We start from the raw sequence: 24,456 nt of genomic DNA, 5'->3' as shown, positions 1-24,456 counted from the left end.
GCGGCTCATCCCGCGCGGCCAGACCGCCCCACGGTGGAAGCGGCCGCGGGAGCTGCTGCTGGGAACTTCGCGCTGCTGGACGAGGTGGCCGGGGCCTTGAAGCCGTCACCGAAAATGCCCTGCCACAGCTCGATGCTGCGCTCCCTGTTCTCCTCCTCGTATGCTTCCTCGATCTCGGCGGCGTGGACATGGATGCGGTCTCGGAAGTAGCTGTAGGTCGACTGCTCCCACCGATGGTCGAAGGTGACCCCGGATCCGGACGGGTCCGGAATGGAGGGCTTGATCGGGCGCGCCTGGAGCCAGGCGTCGAGGTCCTTCACGAGGTGCAGGAGGGTGGTCGGGACGTCGCTGTAGTAGCCGGGGTCGAGCAGCGTGCGCAGCTCGGTGACTTGCTCGCCGAGCAGTGTCGTCAGGAGGATCGACCGGGTCCCGGTGAAGGAATTCTTGTGGTCGCGCAGGTACTTCATCAGCCGGATGACCTTGCGGAGGTTGCCCTTCGCGAGCGTGTCCTTGTCCCTCATCCAGTCCGTGAAACCCTGGGGGTCGGTCTGCTCCCAGTCGTTGTCGTCGCGGTTGACGATGACTTCACGTCCATCGGCGAGGTTGAGGTGCGGCACGATGTCGAGGTGCATGGAGTTCGCGTAGACGAGTCGGACGCAACGGCACTTGCGTGAGTGCGGCATGTTGCCGTAGGTGCTGTGCCGGTGCAGAGCCGCGTAGACCTCCTCGATGTACTTCTTGGGACTGTCAGACCAGTCCGCGTTCTCGCTCATGTCGAGCATGAAGTCCGCGTCGAACTCGTTGCTGCCCACCGGATTGATGATGGTCTTGTGCGCCCACGAGCCCTGGGGCGTCTTGCCGAGGATCAGGTGCCCGATCTGCTCGTCGGCCTTCAACGCCTTGTAGACTGCCTCGACGCGAGAGTCGAGCGAGTCGAGCTTCACCTGGCCGAGGTTGACGGTGTCCTTGAGCAGGACGTTGAAGTAGTCAGTGAGCTTCATCGGGAGACCTCCGTGGTCGACGTGCTGGTCGGGTCGCCGCGGTGTCGGTCTCCGATCAACGGCGTGTAGTCAGCCGCGCGATGATCTGCGAACCGCGCGGTGTAGATGGGGCTGAGCTCGCGGCTCACGGAGGCGGCGAGGCCGGCGACATCGCTCGGGTCTGCCGCGTCGAGTGCGTACAGTCCGCCCGGGACGAGAGCATCGAACCTCGTGAAAGCGGCCTTGCCGATCAGATGCTCAGCGATGCCCTGTCCGCCACGGCTGCCGGCTGTGAGGATCAGTGGCGCGATCGGCTTCGCCCAGTTGAAAAGCCCGCCGCGGTCGAGGCGCTTGGGATGGTTCGTGAGCTGGTCGATGGTGCCGACGTTGAGCACCCTGATCGAGGCGAGCGGTACGTCGAGCATGCTCACGGCCTCGGCGATCGCGACGACAGAGGGGTTATTCGCCCACACGCCGCCGTCGATGAGGCGGTGTCCATCGACACGCGCGGCAGGGAAGTAGAGCGGCGCCGCCGAGGTCGCCATCGCGATGTCCACCATCGGGATGCGCCAGTCTCGGGCGAGCCGTGTGTGGTGCGGCGTCTTGAAGATGTGCACGGAGCCTCGTTGCACGTCCCACGCCGGGATGACCAACCGCTTCCCGCTGTCTCCCAGCAGCCCTTCGCCGAGCACCTTCGTCAAGGCGGTACGCAGCGCATCGCCGTCGTAGATGGGTGCAGTGAGTTGACGTGGCCGCCGCCAGAGTCGCCGGCGTGTGGCCGGGAAGACTGCCTCGACCAGTTCTTCGTAGTGCTCGACGATCTCGCTCGGGGTGAGACCGGCACCCAGCGCGAGTGCGACGATCCCGCCCGCCGATGTGCCTGCGATCATGTCGAAGGAGTCCTTGATGCTGACGTCGAGGTCCTGTTCAAGGCGCGCGAGCACGTGGGCGGTGAACAGTGCCTTGGTTCCCCCGCCATCCAGGGCGAGGATCTGGAAGCGATCGACGGATGGGGTGCTTGGCTCGATCGTCGTGGATGGATGGTCCTGCCGTCCGGGCGCGTCGGCCTGTCCGGTCGGCATCTCGCCTCCGGGATCGGTCGAACTTGCGGGAACTACACCCATGTAACTATTCTACGCCGCCGCACCGACATTCCCTCGGGCTCAGATCACAGGCTCCGCCCGGGAGAAGTTCGCTCGACCGGGCGACGCTCGGTGACGGCTGCGGACCGGCGAGCGGCTTCCTCTGCCTGTGCAAGTGCGCTTCTTGCGCGAGCCGCGTCGATCTTCTGTGCCGCGTTCTCCGGTTCCGGGCCGAGGGGCGAGTCTTCAGTGATGCCGTACCGGTCGCGGTAGGCGGCGACGGTGCGGGCGTACCGTCGCCACGCCGCTGCCTTGCGTGGATCGCGGGGTGGCTGACCCAGTGGTTTTGTCCAGGGCTCGCCGGCCTGGCGTGCGGTGTCGAGCACCGCGTCGGTACGGGCCTCGATCAGCTCGCGTCGCTCATCGAGCGCGTGGCGCATGTCGCCGGCCATCGGACCATCGGCGGATGGGATCAGTCCGGCGATGAGCCGTGGTGCCTTGCGGGTGCGGCCCGAGCCGGCCGGGCGCGCGGTAGCGCGCGCGACCCGGTAGTGCAGGACGGAAGCGATGTCATCAGCGTCATCGAATCCTCGCGCGGCGACCAGGCGCGGGAACAGGCGATCGACGTCGTGGTGGTTGGCCTCGGCGCGGCGCAGCTCGGCGGTGAGCGCTCCGAACGCCTCCGACTCGACGGCGGCGTCCGCCTGCTCGGCGGTCAGGCCGGAGGATCGAATCAGGGTGGCCCACCGGTCTCGTTGGGCCGCGGCAGCAATCGTCTCGTACTCGGCGGCGAGGTGGGCGATCGAGCCCCAGTGCTCCTGTTCGGCGGTGATGGTCTCGTGCGCGGACAGCTCGGCACCGACGTGTTGGAGCACGCCGAACAGAACGGATCGGCCGGTGGCGTCGGCGTTGTCGCTGGGATGCGGGTGGGCGTGCTCGTCGGGCCGGTCGAGGATCACGTAGGCGCGGTTGGCGTGCTTGCCGCGGGTCATCGCGACATAGAAGTTCTCCCGAGTGGTGGTCGGCTCCACCAGCACATGCGCGGTATCGACAGTGACGCCCTGCGCCCTATGCGCGGTGACTGCGTATCCAAGATCGACATGATCGGACACGTAGGCGGCGGGGAGGACGAGGGAGCCGCCGAACCGGCGGCCGGTCTTGCGGATCGTGACCGACCCGTCGTCATGAACGCCGGTGATGGTCCAGGTGTCGCCGTTGCGCACCCACGTCTTCCCGGCCCGTAGGCGGCGGTCATTGCGGCGGGTGATGATCGTGTCCCCGACCCCCGCCGTGGTCCCATCAGTGAGTTCCACCTCCCAGCCCGGCTTCAACGTGCCCTCGAGGATCAGATCGGCGCGGGCGCGCTGGTTCAGAGTGGTCACGTCATCGCGGGTCTCAGCGATTAACACCGACACCAAGCCCTGACTCCGGTCCGCGCGCCATGCGGCGTATGCGGCATCAGTCATCGCCTCGGCCTCACCGTCGCGGATGCGGTCATGGTCGAAGTAGGTGTCGATCACCTGCGTACGGCCGTGGCGCAGAGCGAGGGAGGCGGTCTTCTCCCACTCGTTGATGAACCGGTGCACGTCGACCAGCTCGGGCGCATCCTCCCGGTCACCGACGAGGAGCCCGAACGCGCCGCCGGCGTCCACGGACTGGAGCTGCGCGTAGTCGCCGACCAACAGCACCTTCGCACCCGCTCGCTCGGCCAGATGCGTGATGCGATCCAACGAGAGGGTGCCGGCCAGGGAGGCTTCGTCGATGATGACGAGCTGACCGGCCTCGAAGTCGGTTCCGTGGATGAGGTGGTTCTGCCACCACTTCGCCGTGTTCTCCGTTGCGATGCCGAGGTCGTCGGCGAGTACCTGGGCGGCCACCGCGGACGGTGCCAGCCCGACCACGGACCCCTCGCCGTGTTCGGTCTCCCACGCGCGGCGAAGCGCGGACATCGCCGTGGTCTTCCCGGCCCCGGCAGCCCCGACCAGCACATCGAGAGCACGGCCGGACACGGCGATCTTCATCAGCGCGTCTGCCTGATCCTCGCCGAGCATCCGGCCCTCGGCATCGGGCCGAGCGGTGATCCCCTCCACCGTCGCGACAGGCACGGCGTGTGCGGTCATGGTGCGGGAGCGGTCGAGCAGTCGATCCTCAGCCTCCAGCAGCAGCTCGGAGGAGAACACCGTCGAGTGCTTGGGACGGAACACGCTCGTGCCGTCCACCCGCCGGAACACTGCCGGTGAGGTGGCGAGGTCGGGCGGCGTCAACCGCAGCGAGGCTTGTTCGGCGGCGTCGGCGATCATCCCCACGACGGCCTCACGATCTTGCATGGTGGCGAACCGCCAGCCCATCGTCTGCCGGGACGCCTCGGCCATCAGGTTCCACCGCCGCCACGTGGACCGCTTCTCACCCACCACCCCGACCACCGTCTGCCCGAGTTCGGCGATCGCATCCAACGGCACGTCATCGGCACGCAGCAGCAACGCCTTGTCGTTGTCGGTCGCCTCGCGCGCCCATATGGTGGCGTCCTGTCCGAGCACCCCGGTGGCGCGGGCGCGCCACTCGACAGTCAGTTCGGCCAGCGACCGCACTTCCTTCTCCGGGCGTGTGGCGAGGGTGGCTTGGGCGCGGAGCTTGATGATCGTGGCTGTGGAGGGTTGGCGGCCGTGCTTGGCGACGTACTCGGCGATGAGTCTGTCCTTCTCGGCGTCGATGTGCCGGGCACGAGTGGAGAACTCCTGGACCAACTCCTCGGGCACGGTGCTGATTGCCCATGCTGGGTTGCGGTCTCGGCCCATGTCGCGGGCTTCCCACTCGACGCCGAAGGTGCGGGTCATGTGGTCGGCGAACACCCCCTCGTGCAGCTCCGACAGCGCGACCACGGCGGCGTGCATCGGCCGCCCATCCAGCGATCGCCATTTGCCGTCGAACGCGGTCTGCACCTTGTTGGAGACCACGACATGGGTGTGCAGGTGGGGGTCGCCGGCGCGGGAGTCGAAGTGATCGAATGCCGTGGCGACCAGGCCGGTGACATCGACCTGAGCAACGGCTCCGTCGCCGGCGGTTGCGCCGGTGCGGGTGGCTGCAACCTCGCGCTCCATGAACGCAACCACCTCTGCAACCGCCGCATGATGCGCCTGACCGATGAGCGCCTGCGTCCCTGCGTCGGCGACCGCCCACAACGCCGACGCGGACTTCGGGACCGAGAAGGTGAAGTCGAACCCGGCCACCGCCCGCCGCTTGCCGCGCTCGGTCTCCTCGGCCTCGATCTGCGCGATCGCCTCGCCCTTCGCGCCCGGACTCAGGTCCGGGTCGAGGTCCGCGATCCGTGCCTCGATCCGCTCAGGCACGGACTTATAGGCGGGGAACGCGCGGCCGAGTGGGTCGCCGGTGATCGGATCACGGCCCATGCCCATCAAGAGCTGGAGTTGGGCCTCCGACACCCGATCCCCCACCGCGAGCTGGCCCTTGCCGAGTGAGGCGACGCCGGACCCGAGCCATTGGCCCGGTGGTGTACCTTCCTCCACGTAGTACCGCGTCAGCGGTGTCGACAGCGAGCGGTCGCCGTCTGCGGCCGCGACGGAGCGTAGGAGGTACTTGTAGCCGTCGCCGGCGCTCATGACCCGCATTGAGACCGTCATGCCGGTGAGGTGCGCTCGCTCCATGGACGTATCGCCGCCGAAGGCGACATGGCCAGGTGAAGCCCCCGGGATCACCGCTGTGGTCGACAGGCGACTCGCAGCAGCGTTTCGGGCCGTAGTCCGTGGTCGTTGTCAGTTATCGAGGATTCGGGTCGGGGGCGAGGTCGTTCCAGGTGTCGTCGTAGTCGGGGTGTTCGTGCCAGGTGCGGGCCAGCGTGGCTCTGAGGGTCTCGCTGATGCGTGTGGCGTCGCTGGCTGGGTCGGCGCCGAGGATGTACTCGCCGACTATCACGGCGGCGGAGGTTCCGGTCAGCCAGGAGACCCAGTCGTTGGTCTTGCCATCGGCGCGGATCGTGTCGCTGAGCGCGTAGATCGTCTGGTAGGCGCGTTGGACAGATGGCGGCAGGGTGTTCTCGGCGATGCGCTGCTCCACGAATCTTCCCAGGTCGCTCATGGCCGCTCGGCTCCAGCTCTCGGTTCGTGAAGGGTCAGGGATGTTGCGTCGGTGGGGGTTGCGGGCTGTCGATCGCGTGCGGGGTCGCCGCGTCCTGCGAAGGCGGGTCCGGCGAGGAACCAGACTGCGGTGATGATCGGCAGGAGCAACAGGGTGGCCCAGTAGGGATGGCCGGCGGCGTCGTCGACGCTGGCGGGCAGGTGCCATCCTTCGAGTGCGATCATGACCAGCAGGCAGGTTGCGCCGAGGGCCGCGGCGAGCACGACGCGGAACCATTCACGCCAGATCGCGCGGACTTCGGCAGTCGAGCCCTTGGGTGCCTTGAGTGGTTTCGGTCCGCCCGCGAAGCGGTACCGGAACCATGCGTCGGTGTGCTGAATGATGTGGTGGCCGAAGGCTACGGTGATGCCCAGGTACAGAGCCGCGAACGCGTGCGGCCGTGTCGGCGGGGAGCCGCGCATCACGTCGACCGCGACGAGGACCAGCAGCGCGAGGTCGACCAGCGGCACGGCGGCGAGCACAAGGGTGCTCAGGCGCCTCGCACGGACAAGGTAGCGCAGCGCGAGCCCGGCGAGCAGCAGCACCCAGAACGCGACCTCGGCGGCGATGATCGCCGCGATCACGACGACGCTCCCGGTGCGGATCGTTTGGTTCGTACACGAGTCATGGTGTGTCCGTTCATTCTTCGCCGCGCCGGGTGAGGCGCCAGATCGCGGTGACGATCACGAACAGCACGGCCGCTTGACCGACGGCGATCGCCACGGTCGCCGGCAGCGGCAGCGAGTCGCCCGGCAGGACCAAGGCGCGCAGGTAGTTGGCGCCGAGCAGCACGATCAGATAGATCCACCACGGCGCCCACTTCTGCGAGGTCTCCGGCTGGTTCGAGGTGGGGGCGGGGCGTTGGGGGTCAGTCATGGTGGCGCTCCTTGTCGTTCTCCGGCTGTTCGGCGTCCTCGGGCTGTTCCTGGTCGCACAGCAGTGCGCGCCGAAGCGTGGCGGTGGCCTGATCGCGGCTGATCAGGCCAGGCGCGGTCAGCAGTTCGAAGGTGAGGCCGTCGATGACGGCGTTGAGGTGGATCACCTCGGACTCGATGTCGGCCGCGGGTGGTCTGAGCCCCAGCGTCACCAGGTCGCCGAGGACGGTGGTCAGGAACTCCCGGATCGCGGTGGCCTGCTCGGCCACGATCCGGGCCAGCGCCGGGTCGTGGCGGGCCTTGGCGACGAACGCCATCCAGACGCCCAGTTCCCGCTCGGTGTCATCACGCAGCGGCATCAGCTCGCTCACCATCGCCACCGCCCGCTGTCCCAGGTCGGGCTCCACCGCGGCGCGGCGAATGCGCTCCTGGACGCGCTCGGCGAGGCTGGACATCGCGAACTCGTGCAAGCCGGCCTGGGTGGAGAAGAAGAACCGTATCGACCCCGACGACAACCCGGTCTCGGCGATGACACCGCGCACCGACGCCGCCTCGACGCCGCCCTTCTCCAGCAGCCGCCACACCGCCTCGACGATCTCGCGCCGCCGCTCCTGATGGTTCACCTGTGCCATGAACACGATACTAGCACACCTGTGCTAGTATCGTGTTCATGGCGGCACCTGGATGGGCGGGGGCGAGCCTGCGAGCGAAAGGAAAGCGAGATGAGCCGGCGCGCAGTACGTGCCACGCGTTCGGCGGTGGCGTGCACCCTGGCGGGTGTTCTCGCGCTGACAGGATGTGGCTTCACCGACCACGACAGCGCGGACGCACCGGACTCCACGACGACGGTCGGCGGGGAGCTCGATCCGTGGCTCGATGAGGTGTGCGGGGCAGTCGATTCCATCGCGACCGTCGCCAATGAGCGCCGTGAACTCGACTGGGCGGATGTCTCCGACCCGGACACGGCCGCTGAACTGGTGGCACACCTCGAACTCGTCGAGACCGAGATCGGCCAAGCGCGCGCCGTGCTGGACTCCGCAGGCGCACCGCCCGTGGAGGACGGCGACGCTGTGCTCGCCGAGATGCAGGAGAGCTTCGAGGAACGACAAGATGCCGTCACCGACGCCATCGAGTTCATCGAGGACTCCGCCTCCCGCGTCGGCCCTCTCGCTGCCGCGCAGATAGCCAGCGCCGCCCAGACCGCATACACCGCCGCACCCCGACTCGCGCGCGCAATAGAACGCCACGACGAGCTTCAAAACGCCTACGAGACCACCCCGACCTGCAACGGCTTGTAGCAGACGTGAACGATCTACCTCTAGACCTCGCCTACGCAAGCTGAACACCACTGGCCGGTTGCCGCGTGTCGGCGCGAGTTCAGCCCCACGTCGTCCAGTACCGGCTCTGGCCGAGAAGCTAGAGACCCGGGGCGCAGGCTGAACACTGCACCCGCGTTCACAGTAGATTGAGAACAGCAGGACCAAGCGATCGAGACGGAGCTACCTTTGCTCCCCCCACGGCGTTCCCGCCTCCGCGTAGTACCTCGTCAGCGGTGTTGACAGCTCGCGGTCACCGTCCGCGGCCGCGATCGTGCGCAGCAGGTACTTATAGCCATCACCCGCCGACATCACGCGCATCGAGACCGTCACCGCGCCACCGCCTTTCGGTGGTCAGGTGAGCGGGCGACGACCGCGCGAACGCGCCGTCAACCTAGGTTGACGGCCTCGACCTGCAAGACGCGTGGCAGCTTTGAGGGGAGGTGGTCAAGAGGGCGGGCCGGGGTCGGCTCCGTGGTCGCCTAGCGGCGGCTTCAAGACCAGGAGTGCGTCCGTGCTCGTCATGGTGGGCGGAGGGCCGTGCACCTGGCAAGTGTTCAGTCCGGTGAATGGACCCCTCTGGGGGGTTCGGGTCCGGGGTCGCTGAACTGCCGGAGCGCCCTCATGTACGACACCAGCCCTTCGCCCGACCGCCGGCTGCGGGTCGCTGTTCTCCGGATGCGGCGGCCTCGACCTCGCCGTCTAACACGTCTTCAATGCCGAGACCGTTGGGTTCTCCGAGGTCAACGAACCGGTTCGCCCGCGTGTTCGCTCACCACTGGCCTGACGCACAGAATCTCGGTGACGTCATCACCATCGACTGGCCGTATCCCGTCGGTGACATCCTCTGCAGGGGCTTACCTTGCCAGCATGTCCGACCGACCGTGGGCAAGCAAGCAGGCCGGCCTCGTGCCTGGCACCCTGCTCGGGGCTGTAGTCGCACATGGCGGCAGCGATCGAAACGCTGCAACCGCCGCCTAGGAACTCGACGACCGCTCGACAGCCGCCCGAGTCAACTGATGATACCGCCGATCAGAGGCCGTGAGTCGGCCGATGCGTACGGGGCGATGGTGGGCGCTCGCCTGCCCTGTATGACGGTCCCGATGCGGGTGATGAGCGCCGGCGACGGCTACAAGCACCTCCTGCGCTCTGTCGCCGCGGCCGATGGAGACCGCTCGCTGTCGACGCCGCTCACGCGCTACTACGTGGAGGAAAGTACACCGTGGGGGCGCAAGAGTAACTGCGCTTTGTCGGACTCGGGCTATCTGGTGCCATCAGGCGACGGCTGAGGTCGGATTTGCGGTCGCAGGTCGTGCGATCTATTCTTAGACCATGCGGTCGAAAGATGGATCAGAAGGTCAATCGTTGACGTTCTTGGAGCGTGCCCGGCGTAGCCAGTTCATCGAGTGCGCGTTGGAGGCGCTGGCCGAGTTGGGGTTCACGGGAACCTCGGTCGCGGAGGTGGCCAGGCGTGCGGAGGTGTCCAAGAGCGTTGTGTTGTATCACTTCGGGTCGAAGCAGGAGCTGCTGGAGGCGGCGGTGGAGGAGGTCTATGCCAAGGCCGCCCCGGATCTGCTGGCGGCGATGGAGTCTGCCCAGGGGCACCGGGAGAAGCTGGATGCGTATCTGCACGGCTGCGTGATGTTCGCCTGGACCAACCAGCAGCGCCTTGCGGGTGTGGGTGAGATCTTCCGCAACCTGCGCGACTCCGATGGGCGGCTGCGTTACAGCCACGCCGATAGCGACGCGCTGATCTCTGTGGTGGAGCAGATGCTCCTCAATGGCCAGCACGCCGGGGAGTTCGGCCACGTCCACGCCCGTACGGTCGCCGTGATGATCCGCTCGACCATCGACGCGTTGCCCGGGGTGTTCGCCGCCGAGCCCGGCACGGATGCGCTGGCGTTCTCGACCCGTCTGTGCGAGGCGGTCGGGCGGATGGTCGCCAAGGAGATGACGTCATGACAAACCAGCAGACGCCACCGACCGCCCCCGTTTCGGCGTTGCAGATCGAAGGGCTGCGTAAGACCTTCGGGGCCAAGACCGCCGTCGATGACGTGAGCCTGGCCGTGCCGGCGGGAGCCTGCTACGGGATCGTGGGTCCGAATGGGGCGGGCAAGACGACGACGCTGTCCATGGCGGTGGGCCTGCTTCGTCCCGATGCGGGCGGCGTGCGGGTGTTCGGTCACGATGTGTGGGGCGACCCGGTGGCCGCCAAAGCCCTGTTCGGCGTCCTCCCGGATGGGTACGCGCTGCCGGACCGGCTCACCGCGCGCGAGCTGCTGCATCTGCTGGGTGCCTTGCGCGGGCTGGAGCGGGATGAGATCGAGCAGCGCACCGACAGTCTCATCGACCTGATGGAACTGGGCGGGGCCGCATCGACATTGATCGCGGACTACTCGGCGGGCATGACCAAGAAGATCGGCATCGCCACCGCGATGCTGCACAATCCGGGCCTGCTGATCCTCGATGAGCCGTTCGAGTCCGTCGATCCAGTCTCGGCCTTGGCCATCCGCCGGGTGTTGATGGAGTACGTGCGCTCTGGGGGTGCGGTGGTCATCTCCAGCCACTCGATGCTGCTGGTGGAGAGCATCTGCACCCACGTCGCGGTCATGGTCGCCGGCAGGGTCGCCGCCGACGGCACGTTGGCCGAGGTCCGCGCCGAGGGCAGCCTGGAGGAGGCGTTCATGCGGCTGGCCGGCTCCGAACCGGTGAACGAGGAGCTGCTGGCATGGTTCGGACGCTGATTCGGTGGGCGCGCACCGAGCGCCGCCACACCCGCACCCGATTCACTCTCGTCTTCGGTGGGGTCTTTGCTCTGATCGGCTTCGCCCTCGCGCTGGGGACCGCGAGCCTGGGCGCGATCGAGTTCGACACCACGGCGGTCAACGTCGACCTCCTGGCCGCCGGCGTGCTGGGGATCGGGGTGCTGTGGATCGTGGTGCCGCTGCTGCTGGGCATCCGCGACACCCCCGACCCGGGACACCTGGCGCTACTGCCCCTGCGTACCCGCACCATGATGGCCGGCGCCTTCGCCAACGTGCTGCTCAGCCCGGCGGCGATCCTCACAGTCATCGCCTTGGCCGGGCTGGTGGTCTTCTCCTTCCGCGGTGGTGTGCTGAGCGTGCTGGTCGCTGTCGTGGCGGCCGGGCTGCAACTGGTGCTGATCCTGTTGCTGAGCCGGGTCGTGGTCGCCTCGATCGGCACCAGCCTGAGCGCCCGGGGCTGGCGGGTCATCGGCCAGGCCGCGTTTGCACTCATCGCTTCCTGTGCCTGGGTGCTGCGCTTCGCCCTCGACGACGCCGCCGATCAGCTCATCGCCCAGAACAACCCCGCCCTATCCCAGACGTTGCGGCTTCTGCCCACCGGCTGGGCCGTCTCCGCGATCGAGGGCGCGACACGAGCCGATGCCGTGGCGACCCTGGTGCCACTGCTCGGGCTGGCCGTCGCATGCGGCCTGCTACGGGCGGCATGGTCCGCGCTAGTGGCCCGCAGCGTCATCCGCACCACGATCGCGCGCCCCGCCACCGGGGCCACCGCGCGCACCCGCGCCGTGGCGTCGCCGCTGGCTGCCTCGCTGCGCAAGGAGCTACTGCTGTGGGCGCGCGATGAACGCCGCACCATGTCCCTGCTGGTCGCCATCTGCTCCGGCATCGCACTCGGGGTGCTGATGGCCGCGATGGGCGTACCGGGCATGCTGCCCTACGGCGGACTCTGCGCGCTCGTGGTCGCGATCTTCATCGCCGCCAACCTCTACGGCTTCGAAGCAGACCGGCTCTGGACTACCCTGACCGCCCCCGGCGCCGCCCGCGCCGACGTCCTGGCCAAACAGCTCGCCTGGCTCATCGTCCACACCCCGCCCGTGGTCCTGCTGACCGTGATCCCCATCTTGGCCGCCGGTGAGCCCGCCACCTACGCCATCCCCTGGCTCGCCGCCAGCGTGCCGGTGATGCTCGGCACCGGCATCGCCGCATCCGTTCTCATGAGCACCCTCATTGCGTGGGCGATGCCCCGCACCGGCGTCGGCGCCCAACTGCCCTTCCGCCTCATCCTCGGGCCACGACAATTCATCTCCATCACCATCATCGCCACCGCGATCGCCACCGCCCTGCTCCTCCCGCTCACAGCGGTGCTCATCGGCGTGGTCAGCGATGCCACCTGGTTGCAATGGGCCGGCGCCCCGCTCGGCATCGCCATCGGCGCATGCTCCATCCTTCTGGCCACCCGACCCGCCAGCAGGCAACTCGAACGCCGCGGCCCAGAAATCCTCGACCGCACCACCGCCAACGTCGGACTCCTCCAAGTCCTCTGAGCAAGGCTGCTGACGCACACCATGCACCGCCCGAGAGCAGGGCCAGCCGCCTGCTCGAGCACCACCCGGCCCTGGATTCCGCGCGACATGAGCGGCTTTGACCGGGGGCCCTGTTGGTGGCCAGCCAACCGACGAAATGCTCGCCCTCGTCGAGCGATCACCGACCGTGGCCGAGAAGGCATCACAGCGCCCGCCGTAACATCGCGCCGAGTGGCTGCTGAGGCTCGACGCGCCGACCTCGGAGGGGACCGTGCCGTGCACTCAGCGGCCCAGCGCGCTGTGACCGAATTCGTTCGAGCTGTATACGAAGTAGTCGCCGTGCGCGCGACGAGTGGCGACCTGTCACCGGAAACCGTCCGGCGACTCGAAATCGAACTGACCCGAGCACACGAGGCGATCACGCACCGCCTCGCGCGACCTTAGCGACCTCATCGCGTCACGGGATGCCGATGCCGTTGAGGTCGAACGATCATCAGCCGATCCTCGCGCGGACGCGGACGATCCATTCGCCGGTAGGTCCGGTGGCGTACGACTGTGTGACGGTGATCGTCGTCAGGTCGGGCTCGGCGATCTTGTTCAGTGAGTTCGGGCGGAAGCCCGCCAACGTGGGCGACGCGGTGATTCTCGGTGCGAACGTGCTGTGTGGCTCGGAGCCCGAGGGGCATATCACCGTCACCACCATTTACCTGGACACCGACTACGTGATCGACCAGGTGTTCTGGCGGCACGCCGGGCTGTTGCAGGATCGGCTCGAAGCCCAAAGTCTCGCCGAGACGGTCTACTCAGAGCCGGCGCAGATACTCCGCCTCGGTGAGGAGCGCGCCGGGATGCTGATGCCGTGGCTGGATGAGCTGGTCGAGCGGAGCATCGACGGTGGCTTCCCCCGGAACTTCTACCGGATACAGGCGCTGTGGTTCAGCATCGCCCACGTGATCGCCCCGTTCGTCAAGGTTTCCCCGGTGCGGATGTCGGCGTTGCAGCGTGCGCATATCCGGCCCACGCTGCCACGGCATCGCCAGTTCGCGCCGTTGCGTGCCGAGGCTCGCCGGGCCGCCGAGCTACTTCGCAACGCGCCCGCGGAGCAGTGGACCCTCGACGCTCTGGCCGCGAGAGTGCATCTGTCGCCCTCGCAGCTCAGCCGGGTGTTCACCGGCGCCTTCGGCAAGACGCCCTTGGCGTATCTGACCATGCTGCGCGCGGAGCACCTTGCCAAGTCGTTGCGGGAGACCGACCTGCCGATCGAGACCGCGATGCGGGAGGTCGGCTGGCGCAGCCGCGGACACGCCGCCCAGCAGTTCCGCAAGTACGTCGGGGTCACCCCAACCCGGTACCGGCAACTGACCTTTCGCGTTAGCTGAACGCCGGTCCCGATCTGAGCATCACGAGCGGGATATCGGGAGCATCCCGGCCCCGAACCCCAGATGGCTCGAGATTCCCGGTAGGCCGGTATGTCCTACGTCAGGCGCACCACGAGTTCTCCTGACGGCCAACCTACCGACCTCGTAGTCCGCTCACCGTCTCGACATACCTGCTGGTTCTCCTGGCGCACCTCGTTGGTGCACCGCCGCCCTCTGCTGGGCGCGGTCTATGTCGGGAGGAGGCCAGAGCAGATGGCAACGAGGCAGGAGGCCCGCCATGCGCGGGAGGCGAAGCTTGACGAACTGCACGAGAAGCTGACCGGCGCGGTCGAACGGCTCGTGTCCGGCCCGGATTGGGCAAGGGCGCTGGCGTTCGCGGCCCGGTTCCGGTCCAGGAGCTTCAACAACACCCTGCTGATCTGGGTGCAGCATCAGGGTGCCTATGAGCAGGGCCGGGTGCCGGAGCCGTTCCCGTCGTATGTGGCCGGCTACAAGCAGTGGCAGGCCCTCGGGCGGCAAGTGGAGAAGGGCCAGCCCGGCTATCAGATTCTGGCGCCCGTGACCGGCAGGTTCGCCTCGGCCGACCCTGCGGATGCGGACTCGTGGCGCCGTCTGGGGAAGGGTGAGAGGCCGCGTGCTGGTGAGGTGGTGCGTTCCAAGATGGTGGGCGTCCGTCCGGCGTATGTGTGGGACGCCTCCCAGACCACCGGCGACCCGATCCCCGAACCACCGGTACCGCGCCTGCTGGAAGGCGAAGCGCCCGCCGGGCTGTGGGACGGGCTGGCCGCGCAGGTCGAGGCGGCCGGGTTCGCGGTGCTGCGGGTGCCGCACGAGGGCATGATCCACGGCGCGAACGGGATGACCGACTACACCGCGAACACCGTGGCGGTGCGGGAGAACATGGACCCCGCCGCCCAGGTCAAGACCCTCGCCCACGAACTCGGCCACGTCCTCCTGCACGGCCCCGACGCAGAGGCGGCCCGTCAGCATCGCGGCATCGGAGAAGTCGAAGCCGAGTCCGTCGCGCTGATGATCGGCGCCGCCCACGGGATGGACACCAGCGGTTACACGATCCCGTACGTCTCCACCTGGGCGGCCCGCGTCGACGGGAAAGAGCCGGTCGAACTCGTCAAGGCCACCGGGGAACGGGTCCGCAAGACCGCCCTAGCGATCCTGGACCCGCTCGACACCGCGCAGGTCGGTGACGGCGCTCCGCCCGGTTTGGACCGGGACGCGGCCAACCGCGAGACACCCGCTGACGTACAACCGGTACCGGAACCGGCCCCGTTGCGGCAGGTGGCGTCGTTGCTTGAACCAGGTGTGCGCCCCGTCCCGGTGCCGGCGCTCGACGGGCGGGGGCTGTGATGGCCGAGCACGGTGCGGTCTCCTCGGTGCTGCTTCGGATGAGCGGGGCGTGGCCGCTGTCGGCGGCCGCGCGGGAGTTCGCCGCCGCGGGGGTGCCGGTCTTCCCCTGCGCACCGTGGGGGAAGCGGCCGGCCACCGAACACGGCTTCCACGACGCCACCACGAACCTGGATCAGATCGAGGCGTGGTGGCGGCAGTCACCGGGCGCGAACATCGGCGTCCCGACCGGCGCCGCCTCGGGCACGGTCGTGGTGGATGTGGATGTGCACGGCCCGGTCGACGGCCGGACCAGCTTCGACCGCGCCCACCGCGCCGGGCTGGTGGACGGGTGGGAGCTGTTGGTGCGCACGCCCACCGGCGGACTGCACGCCTACTACCCGGCGAGACCCGGTACGGAGCAGCGGTCGTGGCAGGCCGGGCGCGCCGGGATCGACTTCCGCGGCGACGGCGGCTACATCATCGTCCCGCCATCTACCCGCTCCATCGAGGGCACCACGGTCGGCTACCGGGTCGAAGAGGTCAACACCGGCCGGACTGGCCTGCTGGACTCCGACGCGCTGCGGGATTTCCTCGACCCCCGCCCCGCACCTCGCCCGCGGCCCAAGACCTGGCGGCCGGTGGGCCGGGAAGATGCGCAGCGGTTGGCGGCGTGGCTGGACCGGCAGGACACCGACCGCAACCTGAAGCTGTTTTGGGCGTCCTGCCGTCTCGCCGAGGGCGGCGTCCCGCTCACTGATGCCCTCGATGCCGTGCTGACGGCAGCGAAGTCGGACTTCGGACCGCGAGAGATCACCGCCACGGTCCGGTCCGCCTACCGCACCGTCCGCGGCGAACCCGCCCGACGAGACCCATCGTCGTCGTCGGTACTCGGGGAGTCGCGGCTGGCCGCGGACGGCTGGTTCAGCCGTGACCCCGCCCGCCCGTCAACCGGACCGTCGAGTGTGCGGGGGCTGTGATGACCACCCCGTTCGCAAGCAGGACGGCAAGTCGCCGGTGGGCGGTGGTGACAGCGGTGTCCGGGACGGTGTTCATCGCCGCCGGCGCCTTCTGGCTGTCTTTCACCGCGCTGGCGGACCTCGCGGCCCGAAGCGGTGTCGGTGCGGGGCAGGCGTGGGCGTGGCCGTTGATCGTGGACGGCATCATCGTCGTGGCCACCGTCGCCGTCGTCGCCCTCGCCGGGCAGAAGACGGCGTGGTATCCGTGGGTGCTGCTGATCGGCGGTGCCGCGGTCTCGGTGACCGCCAACGCGATCCACGCCGTCGTGGCCGCCGATGCCGATGTGCCTGGTGTGCTGGCCGCGTCGGTGGCGGCGGTGCCGCCGGTAGTGCTGCTGGCGATCACCCACCTGACCGTCATCCTCACCCGCCCCGCTCCCGGCACAGCAGGTCCCGATGAGGCCTCACCCGGCCTCGCGACGCCGAGCCGTGCAGTCCGCGACGCGCCGGAGCCGTCGCAGCCGCGAGAGCTGACGGCGCCACGTCGTGCCGACGACTTCGCACATGGGGCGGGCGCGAACGTGCCCGACACCTCTACAGCCACAGCAGCTCTGGAGCGCAGGAACCGGGCGGCCGAGCTGCGCCGGGTGGGTTGGTCGAACAAGCGCATCGCCCGCGAACTCGGCGTGCACCCGTCCACGGTCGGGCGCTGGTTCGCCGGTGCGCACCTTCCTGACAGCAACGATGGTGAGGAGGCGACCCGATGAACGGGAACCCACACGAACAACACGAGCGGCGACGGCCGACCCCTGAGCACGAAGGCGAGCGGGAGTCGGTCGATGCGACCAGTACGCCGGATGCGGTGGAAGCCGCCCACGTCCGCCGAAACGGCGACCACGATACGCCCGGACACGAGAGGCTGGCGCGGGGTGTGGAGTGGGTGCGGCCCACGGACCTGATCGCTCGGCACGGGGCGACGCTGTCGGGGCGAGGTATCGACTTCGAGGCCGAGCTGGCCCGCCGCGCCCGCGCCCCGATCGCGAACCGTGCCCACGACCTCGCCGACCGGGCGCGCCGGTTGCCGCCGCTGTCCGCCTTCGGCCGCAGCGGCACCAGCCCCACGGGGCCGGTGCGCTCCAGTGTCGGGATGAACAGGTGACCGGCCATGACCACCACAACAAACCACGACGGCGCAGACTTCACCACCGGTGAGGGCCTGCGTGCCCTGCTGAACCGGCTGCACGAGGCTGGTGAGGGAGCCTGGGCCTCCGACCCGGCCGCACGCGAGCTGATGGCCTACGCCGCGGAGAAGTACACCCCGCTGGCGCGCAAGCACGGCCTGGACCCGTGGGAGGCAGCAACGGCGGCGTTCGACGCCATGCAGTACGCCTCCACGCGGCGGGCCGATGACCCGTGGGCGATGGTCACCCACGGGGTGCGGATCACCTGCATCTTCGAGGAACGCGCCCAAGGACTGCTCTGCTCGGTCCACCAAGCGAGGCGCCCGCACGTCTCGGCGTTCCACGACCCCGAGCGGTTCTCCGACCGGGAGAACCCGCTGACCGATTACCACCCCGCCTTCCACATGACCGACCCCCACGATGACGCCGACGCGGAGATGGACGCCACCGGGTCAGGCTCCGATGGTGGCCGCGGCTCGGATCGGGCGTGCATGTCCGCCGGGTCCGCGGCCGAGGACGTCATCGCCCTGTTCACACTGCTGGGCTGGGACCCGGCCACCGCCCGGGCCGGGGTCGAGCATGTCTGCGGCGCGCTGACCAAGACCGGCACCCGCCAGGCCGCCTACGAGGCACTGCGCCGGGACAAGCACGCCCGCGCCCTGCTGGACATCCCGCGTTCCTCGTGGACCGCGCTGCTGCGCGCCTTGTTGGGCAACCCCCACCCCGCCTACTCCGCCACGACCGCTGGGCGGGGTGTGCTGCTGCGACTGCTGATCGGCGAGACCCTGCCGGTACTGCTGCGCGACGACGACCTCATCCTGACCATCTCCCTGGCCGCACCCGGCCACCACGACCACCCTGGCGGTGATCGGTCATGACCGCACCGGCGGGCTACATCGAGCTGGAGCGCGCCGTCGACTCGATCCGGGTCGGGCGCCGGCACCGCACCGCGTTCGGCGACATCGACGGACTCGCCGCCTCGATCGAGCGGGACGGGTTGTTGCAGCCGATCACCATCACCCCCGACGGAGTGCTGGTGTGCGGGGCGCGCCGGCTAGCGGCGATCAAGAAGCTCGGCTGGCGCAAGGTCAACGTCTGGGTCCGCTCAGGCATCTCCGACCGCCTCGGACACCTGCTGGCCGAGCAGGACGACAATGTCCTGCACAAGCCGCTGACCCAGACCGAGGCCGCCGCCCTCTACCGCGAACTTCGGGTGTTGATGGCCGAGGACGCCGACCGCAGGAAGGCAGCCACCCAGTTCAGTGCCCAGAACCAACCCGGCGCTGACGGTCCCGCAAATTTTGCGGGACCGTCAGGAGCACTGGGCGAGGCACGTCAACAAGCGGCAGCGATGATCCCCGGCGGTGCCTCGCACACGACGCTGGAGAAGATCGGCTACCTCCAGAAGATCGCCGAAGACCCCGCCCAACCCGCCGAACTCCGAGCACAGGTGAGCGCTGAGCTGGAGCGCATCGACGCTGGCGCTCCCGTGCATCCGATCTTTGAGGCGATCCGCGCCGCCGCCCAGAGCGCGCAGGCAGAACGCGAGATCGACCTGCATCAGCTCGCCGCCGACGCCCTCGCCCGCGCCAAGCAAACGAAGACCGGTAAGCGCCCGCCACGGCCCCGACCGGTCACCGACAACAAGGGCGAACCCGCCCAGTACCCGGTGCGGGCGTTCGTACTGACCTGGGGCGAGCTGGACCAGTGGTGGACCCACTACGACGTCGAACATCTCGCCTCTGAGCTGAGCGATGAGCAGATCGAGTCCTTCCTGACCACTGCCGAGGGCACCAGCCGCTTCGCCGAGGAACTGCGCACCCTGCGCGACCGCGACGCCGCTGACGATGAGCCAGTGCCGGCTCGCGCCCATCTACGCGCCCTCTGACGGTCACCCTCCCTCTACCTCCGTTGGTGGCGGGTGCGCACCTGGTGGGCATGAAGACTCCCGACCTCTCCGACCCCCGGACCCGCCGCCGACTCATCGCCGCCCTCACCGCGGCGGTCGTCGTCCTCGTACTGGCCGCTGTGGGCGTCTACGGCCTCCTGGTCGGACCGCCCAGTCCGGACCGGGACGATGATGGTGGCCGCCCTGAGCCGAGTGTCACCGCGCCGTCCGATCCGGTGCCCACGGCCACACCGCGGCTGCCGGTAGTGCGGGCGTCGGATGATCCGCAGGCCTTCGTACGCAACGTCGCCACCGTACTGTTCGAGTGGGACACTGCCAGCGGATTCATGCCCCTGGACTACACCAGCGTGGTCCTCGACGTCGGCGACCCCACCGGTACGGAGCAGGCCGGGCTCGCCTCCGACATCGCCGCCTACCTCCCGAGCCGGGATGCCTGGCTGGAGCTGCGGCAGTACGCCACCACCCAGCACCTCACCATCGACAACACGTTCGTCCCTGACGCGTGGGCGACGGCTGTGGAGCAGGCGCAGCCGGGTCAGCTTGCCGAGGGCACGGTCGCGGTCACGATCGAGGGCACCCGCCACCGTGCGGGCCTGTGGAATGACGAACCGGTGACCTCCGAGCACTCGGTGGCGTTCACGATCTTCGTGGTCTGCGGCCCGACCTACGAGACCTGTCATCTGCTGCGGCTGTCCCAGCTCGACAACCCCCTCCAGTAGGTCGGTGACATGTCGTGTTGAAGAAGCTCGCCATCGCCGCCCTCGCACTGGTCTTCCTCGCACCATCGCTGGTGTTGATCGGGATCGGCGTGGTGATGAACCCCGCCCTGAGCGCCACCGGCTCCTGCACCATCCCCGGCGGCTCGAACGTCACCGTCGGCGACGTCCCCGACGAACTGGAGGTCACCACGGCGAACGGGGAGACGTTCACGCTGAACCGGCAACAGCTCACCCATGCCGCGACGATCATCGAGACCGGCAACAGCATCGACGGGATCACCCGCGACGGGCTGGTGATCGCGCTCATGGCGGCACTGACCGAATCAACGCTGCGGATGCTCGCCAACACGGGAACCTACCCGGAATCCGGTGACTATCCGAACGACGGCGACGGCTCCGACCACGACAGCCTGGGCTTGTTTCAGATGCGGCCTCAGTCCGGGTGGGGCACGGTCGCCGAGCTGATGGACCCCGTCTACCAGGCGCAGGCGTTCTTCGGCGGCCCCACCGGACCCAACCACCCCTCACCACGGGGCTTGTTGGACATTCCCGGATGGGAGGAGATGGACAAGGGCGAGGCCGCCCAAGCCGTCGAAGTCAGCGCGTATCCGGACCGGTACCGCAACTACGAGCCGGTCGCCGAGACCATCCTGTCCACCCTCACCACCACTACGACCGCCGGGGCGGGCGCGTCCGCCGGTGATGCCGTGGTCCCGGCTGCACAGCCGGTGGCGGTGGGGTCGTCGCGGGTGGTGTTCCCGATGCCCGAAGGCACCTGGGTCCTCACTTCCGAGTACGGACCACGCATCCACCCCATCACCGGCGAGGACTCCTTCCACACCGGCACCGACTTCGCCGCACCCGACGGCACACCCCTCCTCGCCGCAGCGGACGGCCGGGTGACGGTGGCGGAGTTCTCCGGCGGCTACGGCGGCCTCATCGTCATCGAGCATCAGATCGACGGCGCCACGGTCGCCACAGCGTATGCGCACATGTGGGAGCACGGCATCCACGTGGCCCCCGGCGACACCGTGACGGCCGGGCAGCACATCGGCGACACCGGCAGCTCCGGCAACTCCACGGGTCCGCATCTGCATTTCGAGGTCCGTCTCGGCGGCACGAACGGTGAGCACACCGACCCCGCCGCCTGGCTGAACGCCCACGACGCCGCGGACCTGCCCGAACCGGAGACCGGTGCACCAGGCGGTGACTGCGACACCAGTGATGGCACGCCCGGTGGTGAACCGGACCCGGTCGACGGTGACCCGGACCGCCTCGTGGACGACCCGACGTCGGATGGGCAGATCACCGCGCGGATGCTGCACCTCTACACCCAGACCATCGCCGCGTTCCCAGACACCTCCTGGGCCTGCTACTCACCCCGCCCCGGCACCATCTCCGAACACCCCCTCGGGCGCGCCTGTGACGGGACGTTCGGCAACGCCATCGGTGAGCACCCGACGCCTGAGCAGCGCGAACTGGGCTGGGAGGTCACGAACTGGATGAAGGACCACGCCGAAACCCTCGGGGTGGAGTACTTGATCTGGGACGGCCTGATCTGGTCGCTGGCCCGCGACGCCGAGGGGTGGCGGCCCTACGACGGCGGCGGCATGCACGACCCCGACGACGTGACCGGCGGGCACTTCGATCACCTGCACGTCACCGTGCCGGCCAACTAGCTATTCGTGTGCGGAACGTGTGATCGCGTCCCGGTACTCGTGCCTGAAGCGTGCGGCCCAGTCGGTGTGGGTGACGATGGCGTCGTCGCTGTGGGTGAGCTGGTCGATCGAGCCGACCTGGATGAGATTCCGGAGGGTGTCGTTGGTGATCGACTCGCGTAGGGCTTGTACGTAGTCGCCGGCGTTCGCTGTTTCATACGGACGGACTGCGTTGTTGATGCCGACCTCGAACGGGCCGTATCGGGGTGCGACCTGCACGCCGACACCGAGCGTGTTGTGGTGGTGACCGAGCCAGGTGACCGCATCTCGCAGAGCGATAGTCGCATCAGGTTCCTTGCCCGTTAGCGCTTGCTCCAACATTTTGGAGAGTGTCGCCGCCGCATTGCGGCGGGCGAACGCGGCTCCGAACCACTTGTCATAGGGCCAGTAGTGGCGTTCTTGGAGAAATGTCAGCTCCATGATCAGGCGGCACAGTCGGGCCGTCAGCAGACGCTCACCGAGCAGGTCGCCGGTCTCAATGCACCGGCCGCGCATCGGCTCGGTGTTGCCGATCAGATGCCAGCCCGAGAGCATCATCCACGCCCAGACATCATCGGGATACCAGGTCAGCAGACGACGGACGCGGGTCAGCTCGCCATCGTCGTCGTGGAACACCCGACCGGCGGTGACATGGAGCAGACGCTGTTGGGGTAGCCCGAGCCACGCTGCGGCGTCCATCCCCTTGCGAGGGTCGAGGCCGAGCGCCTCGGTGACCCATTCGTCCAGCGTCGTCACATGAACGTGATGGGTGACGGTGCCGGTGGCCAGGGAGAACCAGGCCGTGTCGAACCCTTCGAACACCGGGGGAAGATGGCGCATCCGCGCCCGGACGGTATCGACGTGTGCAGTGTCCACGAAAATTTGCACACGCGGCCCCCACTCATGGTCCCGCGACTGGGAAGTGTCGAATCCGAGCACCTCGGAGCCTTCCCCCAGGAGACAGGCGGCATGCGGGACCGCCACGAGCGGAGCCACCGCTCGTGTGTAGAACGCTTCCGCCAGGGCCAGCCCCGACATGACCTCACCGCTCATATGCGTCCAAGTCTATGCTCCACCGCCCTCGACTCGAATGGGAGAATCGCAGTGCCAGCACCGTCGAACTACTAGGTAGTGGACGGCAAGGGGTTTAGGAAGGCTATCGGCGTCATCGGAGCGGGGCGCCGGATGTCCCCAACCCTCTGAGCGATCTCTTCGGGGAGGGACTGACGCACCTGAATGACGTGGATTTCGAACGTCTTGAATACTTGCCTACGCTGGTTGACTAGCGCCTGGCAGATTCAGTCACTCTCTGCATGAAACGAAGCCGCGGTTGTCTCAACCCAGCGGCGTTGTTTCCGAGTCTCGACGGCACGCCGGTGATACTGAGCACGGACCCATGCCATTGTGTCCTCCGGTACGGCACCACTCATGGTCGCCAGCAGGGCAAGAGCCGTCCCGGTCCGCCCGATGCCGCGACCACAGGCGATCTCGACACGCTGCTCACTGGCACGTTCCCATGCCTCACGCAATGCCACCACCGCATCCTCGGTCGAGTCGGGCAATCGGAAGTCTCGCCAGCGGACCCAGCGATGAGGCCAAGGCATGGGCGCTGAGTCGCGGCGAAGCAGATAGACCGCGAAGTCCGGGGCGGGCACGTCCCCGCGCGGCTTGCGCACCCCGGTGCCACGGATGCGTCGCCCATCAGGTAGCTCCACCACACCCGGTTCGTCGGTCCAGACGTCCACACTTCAACGCTAACCGCTGCCCAGTCGACCACCCGACACGGCCGACGCACCTCGTCAGCATGGACATTTCGAACGCTTCGAATAATTGCTAGCACCGGTTGGGAGCTGAGTCGTCATGGATGTGTTTCCCGACTTCGACGGCCTCGGTGGCATCGGTGACCTGCGCGAGGTCATCGGTGCCCTGCTGACCTTCGTGCTTATCATCGCCGTGCTGATGTTGATCGTCTGCGCCATCGTGTGGGCACTGTCGACCGCGAACGGCCACCACGCCGCCGCCACCAAAGCCAGGATCGGCGCCTGGACCGCCCTGGGTGCCGCGGTCTTGGCCGGCGGTGGGGTGGCGTGGTTGAACTGGCTGATCGACCTCGGCCAGCAAATCTGAACCCCGCCCCACCAGCGGACCCCTCATCGGCTTCGACTGTGTGGGGCGGGCGGTGCACCTGGTCGGCGAGAACCCCCATCTCGCCGATGCCCGAAGGAGCACCCCGCCATGACCGTCCTGAGCCTGATCACCGAAACCACCTCCGCTGCCGCCACAACGTGGCCGGTGGTGCTGCCGATGGATATCACCATCGACCCCAACGACACGGGACTGCCGGGCATTAGCCAGCTGCGCACGATCGTCGGCGCGGTGATGACCATCGGTCTCATCCTCAGCGTCTTGGCCCTGATCATCAGCGCGATCGTGTGGGGCTTCGGCGCCAACTCCAGCAACCCCCACCTCGCCGGCCGGGGCAAGATCGGCGTCCTCGTCTCCTGCGGTGCCGCCGTGATCTGTGGCGCCAGCGTCACGTTGATCAACTTCTTCTGGGACGTCGGCCAGCAGGTCTGATCCCGCCCAACCCTTCGACTCT

General features: G+C 68.3%; 26 protein-coding genes. 16 read left to right on the top strand and 10 right to left on the bottom strand.

The window, feature by feature from the left end:
* Positions 1-5: 5 nt before the first annotated feature.
* From JOF43_RS20010 to JOF43_RS19980, 7 genes are all read right to left on the bottom strand, one after another.
* Positions 6-1,001 (bottom strand): SMODS domain-containing nucleotidyltransferase, encoded by a 996-nt coding sequence (locus JOF43_RS20010; protein WP_209904906.1) that lies wholly within the window; start codon positions 999-1,001, stop codon positions 6-8.
* Positions 998-2,104, bottom strand: a complete 1,107-nt coding sequence (locus tag JOF43_RS20005; protein ID WP_209904905.1) for a CBASS cGAMP-activated phospholipase — start codon at positions 2,102-2,104, stop codon at positions 998-1,000. Before JOF43_RS20005 ends, JOF43_RS20010 begins: the two co-directional genes overlap by 4 nt.
* Positions 2,105-2,148: 44 nt before the next feature.
* On the bottom strand, positions 2,149-5,700 hold the full coding sequence (gene mobF, locus JOF43_RS20000; RefSeq protein ID WP_209905413.1) for a MobF family relaxase: 3,552 nt from the start codon (positions 5,698-5,700) through the stop codon (positions 2,149-2,151).
* 136 nt (positions 5,701-5,836) lie between these two features.
* Positions 5,837-6,154, bottom strand: coding sequence for a hypothetical protein (locus tag JOF43_RS19995; RefSeq protein ID WP_209904904.1), 318 nt, complete (start codon positions 6,152-6,154; stop codon positions 5,837-5,839).
* Positions 6,151-6,777, bottom strand: a complete 627-nt coding sequence (locus JOF43_RS19990; protein WP_209904903.1) for a hypothetical protein — start codon at positions 6,775-6,777, stop codon at positions 6,151-6,153. The genes JOF43_RS19995 and JOF43_RS19990 overlap by 4 nt, the downstream gene beginning before the upstream one ends.
* Before the next feature lie 55 nt (positions 6,778-6,832).
* The gene (locus tag JOF43_RS19985; protein WP_209904902.1) at positions 6,833-7,069 is read right to left on the bottom strand and encodes a hypothetical protein; all 237 of its coding nucleotides are present in this window, start codon (positions 7,067-7,069) and stop codon (positions 6,833-6,835) included.
* Positions 7,062-7,700 (bottom strand): TetR/AcrR family transcriptional regulator, encoded by a 639-nt coding sequence (locus tag JOF43_RS19980; protein ID WP_209904901.1) that lies wholly within the window; start codon positions 7,698-7,700, stop codon positions 7,062-7,064. The genes JOF43_RS19985 and JOF43_RS19980 overlap by 8 nt, the downstream gene beginning before the upstream one ends.
* A gap of 90 nt (positions 7,701-7,790) precedes the next feature.
* Here JOF43_RS19980 and JOF43_RS19975 point away from each other — a divergent pair, with 90 nt between their 5' ends.
* Positions 7,791-8,366 (top strand): hypothetical protein, encoded by a 576-nt coding sequence (locus tag JOF43_RS19975; protein ID WP_209904900.1) that lies wholly within the window; start codon positions 7,791-7,793, stop codon positions 8,364-8,366.
* A gap of 1,109 nt (positions 8,367-9,475) precedes the next feature.
* Positions 9,476-9,673, top strand: a complete 198-nt coding sequence (locus JOF43_RS19970; RefSeq protein ID WP_209904899.1) for a hypothetical protein — start codon at positions 9,476-9,478, stop codon at positions 9,671-9,673.
* Between the two features lie 69 nt (positions 9,674-9,742).
* On the opposite strand, the gene JOF43_RS23070 is transcribed toward JOF43_RS19970, so the two are convergent.
* A complete protein-coding gene (locus JOF43_RS23070) occupies positions 9,743-9,871 on the bottom strand; it encodes a hypothetical protein (protein ID WP_281065196.1) in 129 nt (42 codons plus the stop codon).
* Between JOF43_RS23070 and JOF43_RS19965 the strand changes: the two genes are divergently transcribed.
* The 12 genes from JOF43_RS19965 (at position 9,846) to JOF43_RS19910 (ending at position 21,839) form a co-directional block, all read left to right on the top strand.
* Positions 9,846-10,346, top strand: coding sequence for a TetR/AcrR family transcriptional regulator (locus tag JOF43_RS19965; RefSeq protein WP_342592269.1), 501 nt, complete (start codon positions 9,846-9,848; stop codon positions 10,344-10,346). The genes JOF43_RS23070 and JOF43_RS19965 overlap by 26 nt on opposite strands.
* Complete coding sequence (locus JOF43_RS19960) at positions 10,343-11,128, top strand: ABC transporter ATP-binding protein (protein ID WP_209904897.1); 786 nt, start codon at positions 10,343-10,345, stop codon at positions 11,126-11,128. The genes JOF43_RS19965 and JOF43_RS19960 overlap by 4 nt, the downstream gene beginning before the upstream one ends.
* Complete coding sequence (locus JOF43_RS19955) at positions 11,113-12,693, top strand: hypothetical protein (protein WP_209904896.1); 1,581 nt, start codon at positions 11,113-11,115, stop codon at positions 12,691-12,693. The genes JOF43_RS19960 and JOF43_RS19955 overlap by 16 nt, the downstream gene beginning before the upstream one ends.
* A 443-nt stretch (positions 12,694-13,136) precedes the next feature.
* On the top strand, positions 13,137-14,051 hold the full coding sequence (locus JOF43_RS19950) for a helix-turn-helix domain-containing protein (RefSeq protein WP_245354624.1): 915 nt from the start codon (positions 13,137-13,139) through the stop codon (positions 14,049-14,051).
* A 252-nt stretch (positions 14,052-14,303) separates the two neighbouring features.
* Positions 14,304-15,416, top strand: a complete 1,113-nt coding sequence (locus JOF43_RS19945; RefSeq protein WP_209904895.1) for an ArdC-like ssDNA-binding domain-containing protein — start codon at positions 14,304-14,306, stop codon at positions 15,414-15,416.
* Entirely contained in the window at positions 15,416-16,372 is a 957-nt protein-coding gene (locus JOF43_RS19940) for a bifunctional DNA primase/polymerase (RefSeq protein WP_209904894.1), read from the top strand. The genes JOF43_RS19945 and JOF43_RS19940 overlap by 1 nt, the downstream gene beginning before the upstream one ends.
* Positions 16,373-16,416: 44 nt before the next feature.
* Positions 16,417-17,118: a helix-turn-helix domain-containing protein gene (locus tag JOF43_RS19935; protein ID WP_342592242.1), complete on the top strand. Its 702-nt coding sequence runs from the start codon at positions 16,417-16,419 to the stop codon at positions 17,116-17,118.
* Entirely contained in the window at positions 17,115-17,510 is a 396-nt protein-coding gene (locus JOF43_RS19930) for a hypothetical protein (RefSeq protein WP_209904892.1), read from the top strand. The genes JOF43_RS19935 and JOF43_RS19930 overlap by 4 nt, the downstream gene beginning before the upstream one ends.
* 6 nt (positions 17,511-17,516) lie before the next feature.
* Positions 17,517-18,410, top strand: a complete 894-nt coding sequence (locus tag JOF43_RS19925) for a hypothetical protein (RefSeq protein ID WP_209904891.1) — start codon at positions 17,517-17,519, stop codon at positions 18,408-18,410.
* Complete coding sequence (locus JOF43_RS19920; RefSeq protein ID WP_209904890.1) at positions 18,407-19,420, top strand: ParB N-terminal domain-containing protein; 1,014 nt, start codon at positions 18,407-18,409, stop codon at positions 19,418-19,420. Before JOF43_RS19925 ends, JOF43_RS19920 begins: the two co-directional genes overlap by 4 nt.
* Positions 19,421-19,470: 50 nt before the next feature.
* Positions 19,471-20,160 carry a hypothetical protein gene (locus JOF43_RS19915; RefSeq protein ID WP_209904889.1) on the top strand — a complete coding sequence of 230 codons (690 nt, stop codon included), beginning with the start codon at positions 19,471-19,473 and terminating at the stop codon, positions 20,158-20,160.
* 14 nt (positions 20,161-20,174) lie between these two features.
* Positions 20,175-21,839, top strand: a complete 1,665-nt coding sequence (locus JOF43_RS19910) for a M23 family metallopeptidase (protein WP_209904888.1) — start codon at positions 20,175-20,177, stop codon at positions 21,837-21,839.
* On the opposite strand, the gene JOF43_RS19905 is transcribed toward JOF43_RS19910, so the two are convergent.
* Both JOF43_RS19905 and JOF43_RS19900 read right to left on the bottom strand, forming a co-directional pair.
* A complete protein-coding gene (locus tag JOF43_RS19905; RefSeq protein WP_209904887.1) occupies positions 21,840-22,910 on the bottom strand; it encodes a DUF4037 domain-containing protein in 1,071 nt (356 codons plus the stop codon).
* 245 nt (positions 22,911-23,155) lie between these two features.
* On the bottom strand, positions 23,156-23,602 hold the full coding sequence (locus tag JOF43_RS19900; protein WP_209904886.1) for a protein-tyrosine phosphatase family protein: 447 nt from the start codon (positions 23,600-23,602) through the stop codon (positions 23,156-23,158).
* Between the two features lie 115 nt (positions 23,603-23,717).
* Between JOF43_RS19900 and JOF43_RS19895 the strand changes: the two genes are divergently transcribed.
* Both JOF43_RS19895 and JOF43_RS19890 read left to right on the top strand, forming a co-directional pair.
* Positions 23,718-23,984, top strand: a complete 267-nt coding sequence (locus tag JOF43_RS19895) for a DUF6112 family protein (protein WP_209904885.1) — start codon at positions 23,718-23,720, stop codon at positions 23,982-23,984.
* Between the two features lie 108 nt (positions 23,985-24,092).
* Positions 24,093-24,434, top strand: a complete 342-nt coding sequence (locus tag JOF43_RS19890) for a DUF6112 family protein (RefSeq protein WP_209904884.1) — start codon at positions 24,093-24,095, stop codon at positions 24,432-24,434.
* Positions 24,435-24,456: the final 22 nt, after the last annotated feature.

Source organism: Brachybacterium sacelli (genome assembly GCF_017876545.1).
GTDB lineage: Bacteria > Actinomycetota > Actinomycetes > Actinomycetales > Dermabacteraceae > Brachybacterium > Brachybacterium sacelli.
The sequence above is the reverse complement of the archived record's forward strand: the minus strand, read 5'-3'. Positions and strand labels throughout refer to the sequence as shown.

What these genes read in the sequence shown, in the direction of transcription:
- JOF43_RS19970 (WP_209904899.1), top strand. Translation starts at nt 9,476, where the DNA reads ATGACGGTCCCGATGCGGGTGATGAGCGCCGGCGACGGCTACAAGCAC.
- JOF43_RS20010 (WP_209904906.1), bottom strand. Translation starts at nt 1,001, where the DNA reads ATGAAGCTCACTGACTACTTCAACGTCCTGCTCAAGGACACCGTCAAC.
- JOF43_RS19955 (WP_209904896.1), top strand. Translation starts at nt 11,113, where the DNA reads ATGGTTCGGACGCTGATTCGGTGGGCGCGCACCGAGCGCCGCCACACC.
- JOF43_RS19905 (WP_209904887.1), bottom strand. Translation starts at nt 22,910, where the DNA reads ATGAGCGGTGAGGTCATGTCGGGGCTGGCCCTGGCGGAAGCGTTCTAC.
- JOF43_RS20005 (WP_209904905.1), bottom strand. Translation starts at nt 2,104, where the DNA reads ATGGGTGTAGTTCCCGCAAGTTCGACCGATCCCGGAGGCGAGATGCCG.
- JOF43_RS19985 (WP_209904902.1), bottom strand. Translation starts at nt 7,069, where the DNA reads ATGACTGACCCCCAACGCCCCGCCCCCACCTCGAACCAGCCGGAGACC.
- JOF43_RS19945 (WP_209904895.1), top strand. Translation starts at nt 14,304, where the DNA reads ATGGCAACGAGGCAGGAGGCCCGCCATGCGCGGGAGGCGAAGCTTGAC.
- JOF43_RS19975 (WP_209904900.1), top strand. Translation starts at nt 7,791, where the DNA reads ATGAGCCGGCGCGCAGTACGTGCCACGCGTTCGGCGGTGGCGTGCACC.
- JOF43_RS19915 (WP_209904889.1), top strand. Translation starts at nt 19,471, where the DNA reads ATGAAGACTCCCGACCTCTCCGACCCCCGGACCCGCCGCCGACTCATC.
- JOF43_RS19930 (WP_209904892.1), top strand. Translation starts at nt 17,115, where the DNA reads ATGAACGGGAACCCACACGAACAACACGAGCGGCGACGGCCGACCCCT.
- JOF43_RS19920 (WP_209904890.1), top strand. Translation starts at nt 18,407, where the DNA reads ATGACCGCACCGGCGGGCTACATCGAGCTGGAGCGCGCCGTCGACTCG.
- JOF43_RS19925 (WP_209904891.1), top strand. Translation starts at nt 17,517, where the DNA reads ATGACCACCACAACAAACCACGACGGCGCAGACTTCACCACCGGTGAG.
- JOF43_RS19895 (WP_209904885.1), top strand. Translation starts at nt 23,718, where the DNA reads ATGGATGTGTTTCCCGACTTCGACGGCCTCGGTGGCATCGGTGACCTG.
- JOF43_RS19940 (WP_209904894.1), top strand. Translation starts at nt 15,416, where the DNA reads ATGGCCGAGCACGGTGCGGTCTCCTCGGTGCTGCTTCGGATGAGCGGG.
- JOF43_RS19995 (WP_209904904.1), bottom strand. Translation starts at nt 6,154, where the DNA reads ATGAGCGACCTGGGAAGATTCGTGGAGCAGCGCATCGCCGAGAACACC.
- JOF43_RS19890 (WP_209904884.1), top strand. Translation starts at nt 24,093, where the DNA reads ATGACCGTCCTGAGCCTGATCACCGAAACCACCTCCGCTGCCGCCACA.
- JOF43_RS19950 (WP_245354624.1), top strand. Translation starts at nt 13,137, where the DNA reads ATGCCGATGCCGTTGAGGTCGAACGATCATCAGCCGATCCTCGCGCGG.
- mobF (WP_209905413.1), bottom strand. Translation starts at nt 5,700, where the DNA reads ATGACGGTCTCAATGCGGGTCATGAGCGCCGGCGACGGCTACAAGTAC.
- JOF43_RS19980 (WP_209904901.1), bottom strand. Translation starts at nt 7,700, where the DNA reads ATGGCACAGGTGAACCATCAGGAGCGGCGGCGCGAGATCGTCGAGGCG.
- JOF43_RS19960 (WP_209904897.1), top strand. Translation starts at nt 10,343, where the DNA reads ATGACAAACCAGCAGACGCCACCGACCGCCCCCGTTTCGGCGTTGCAG.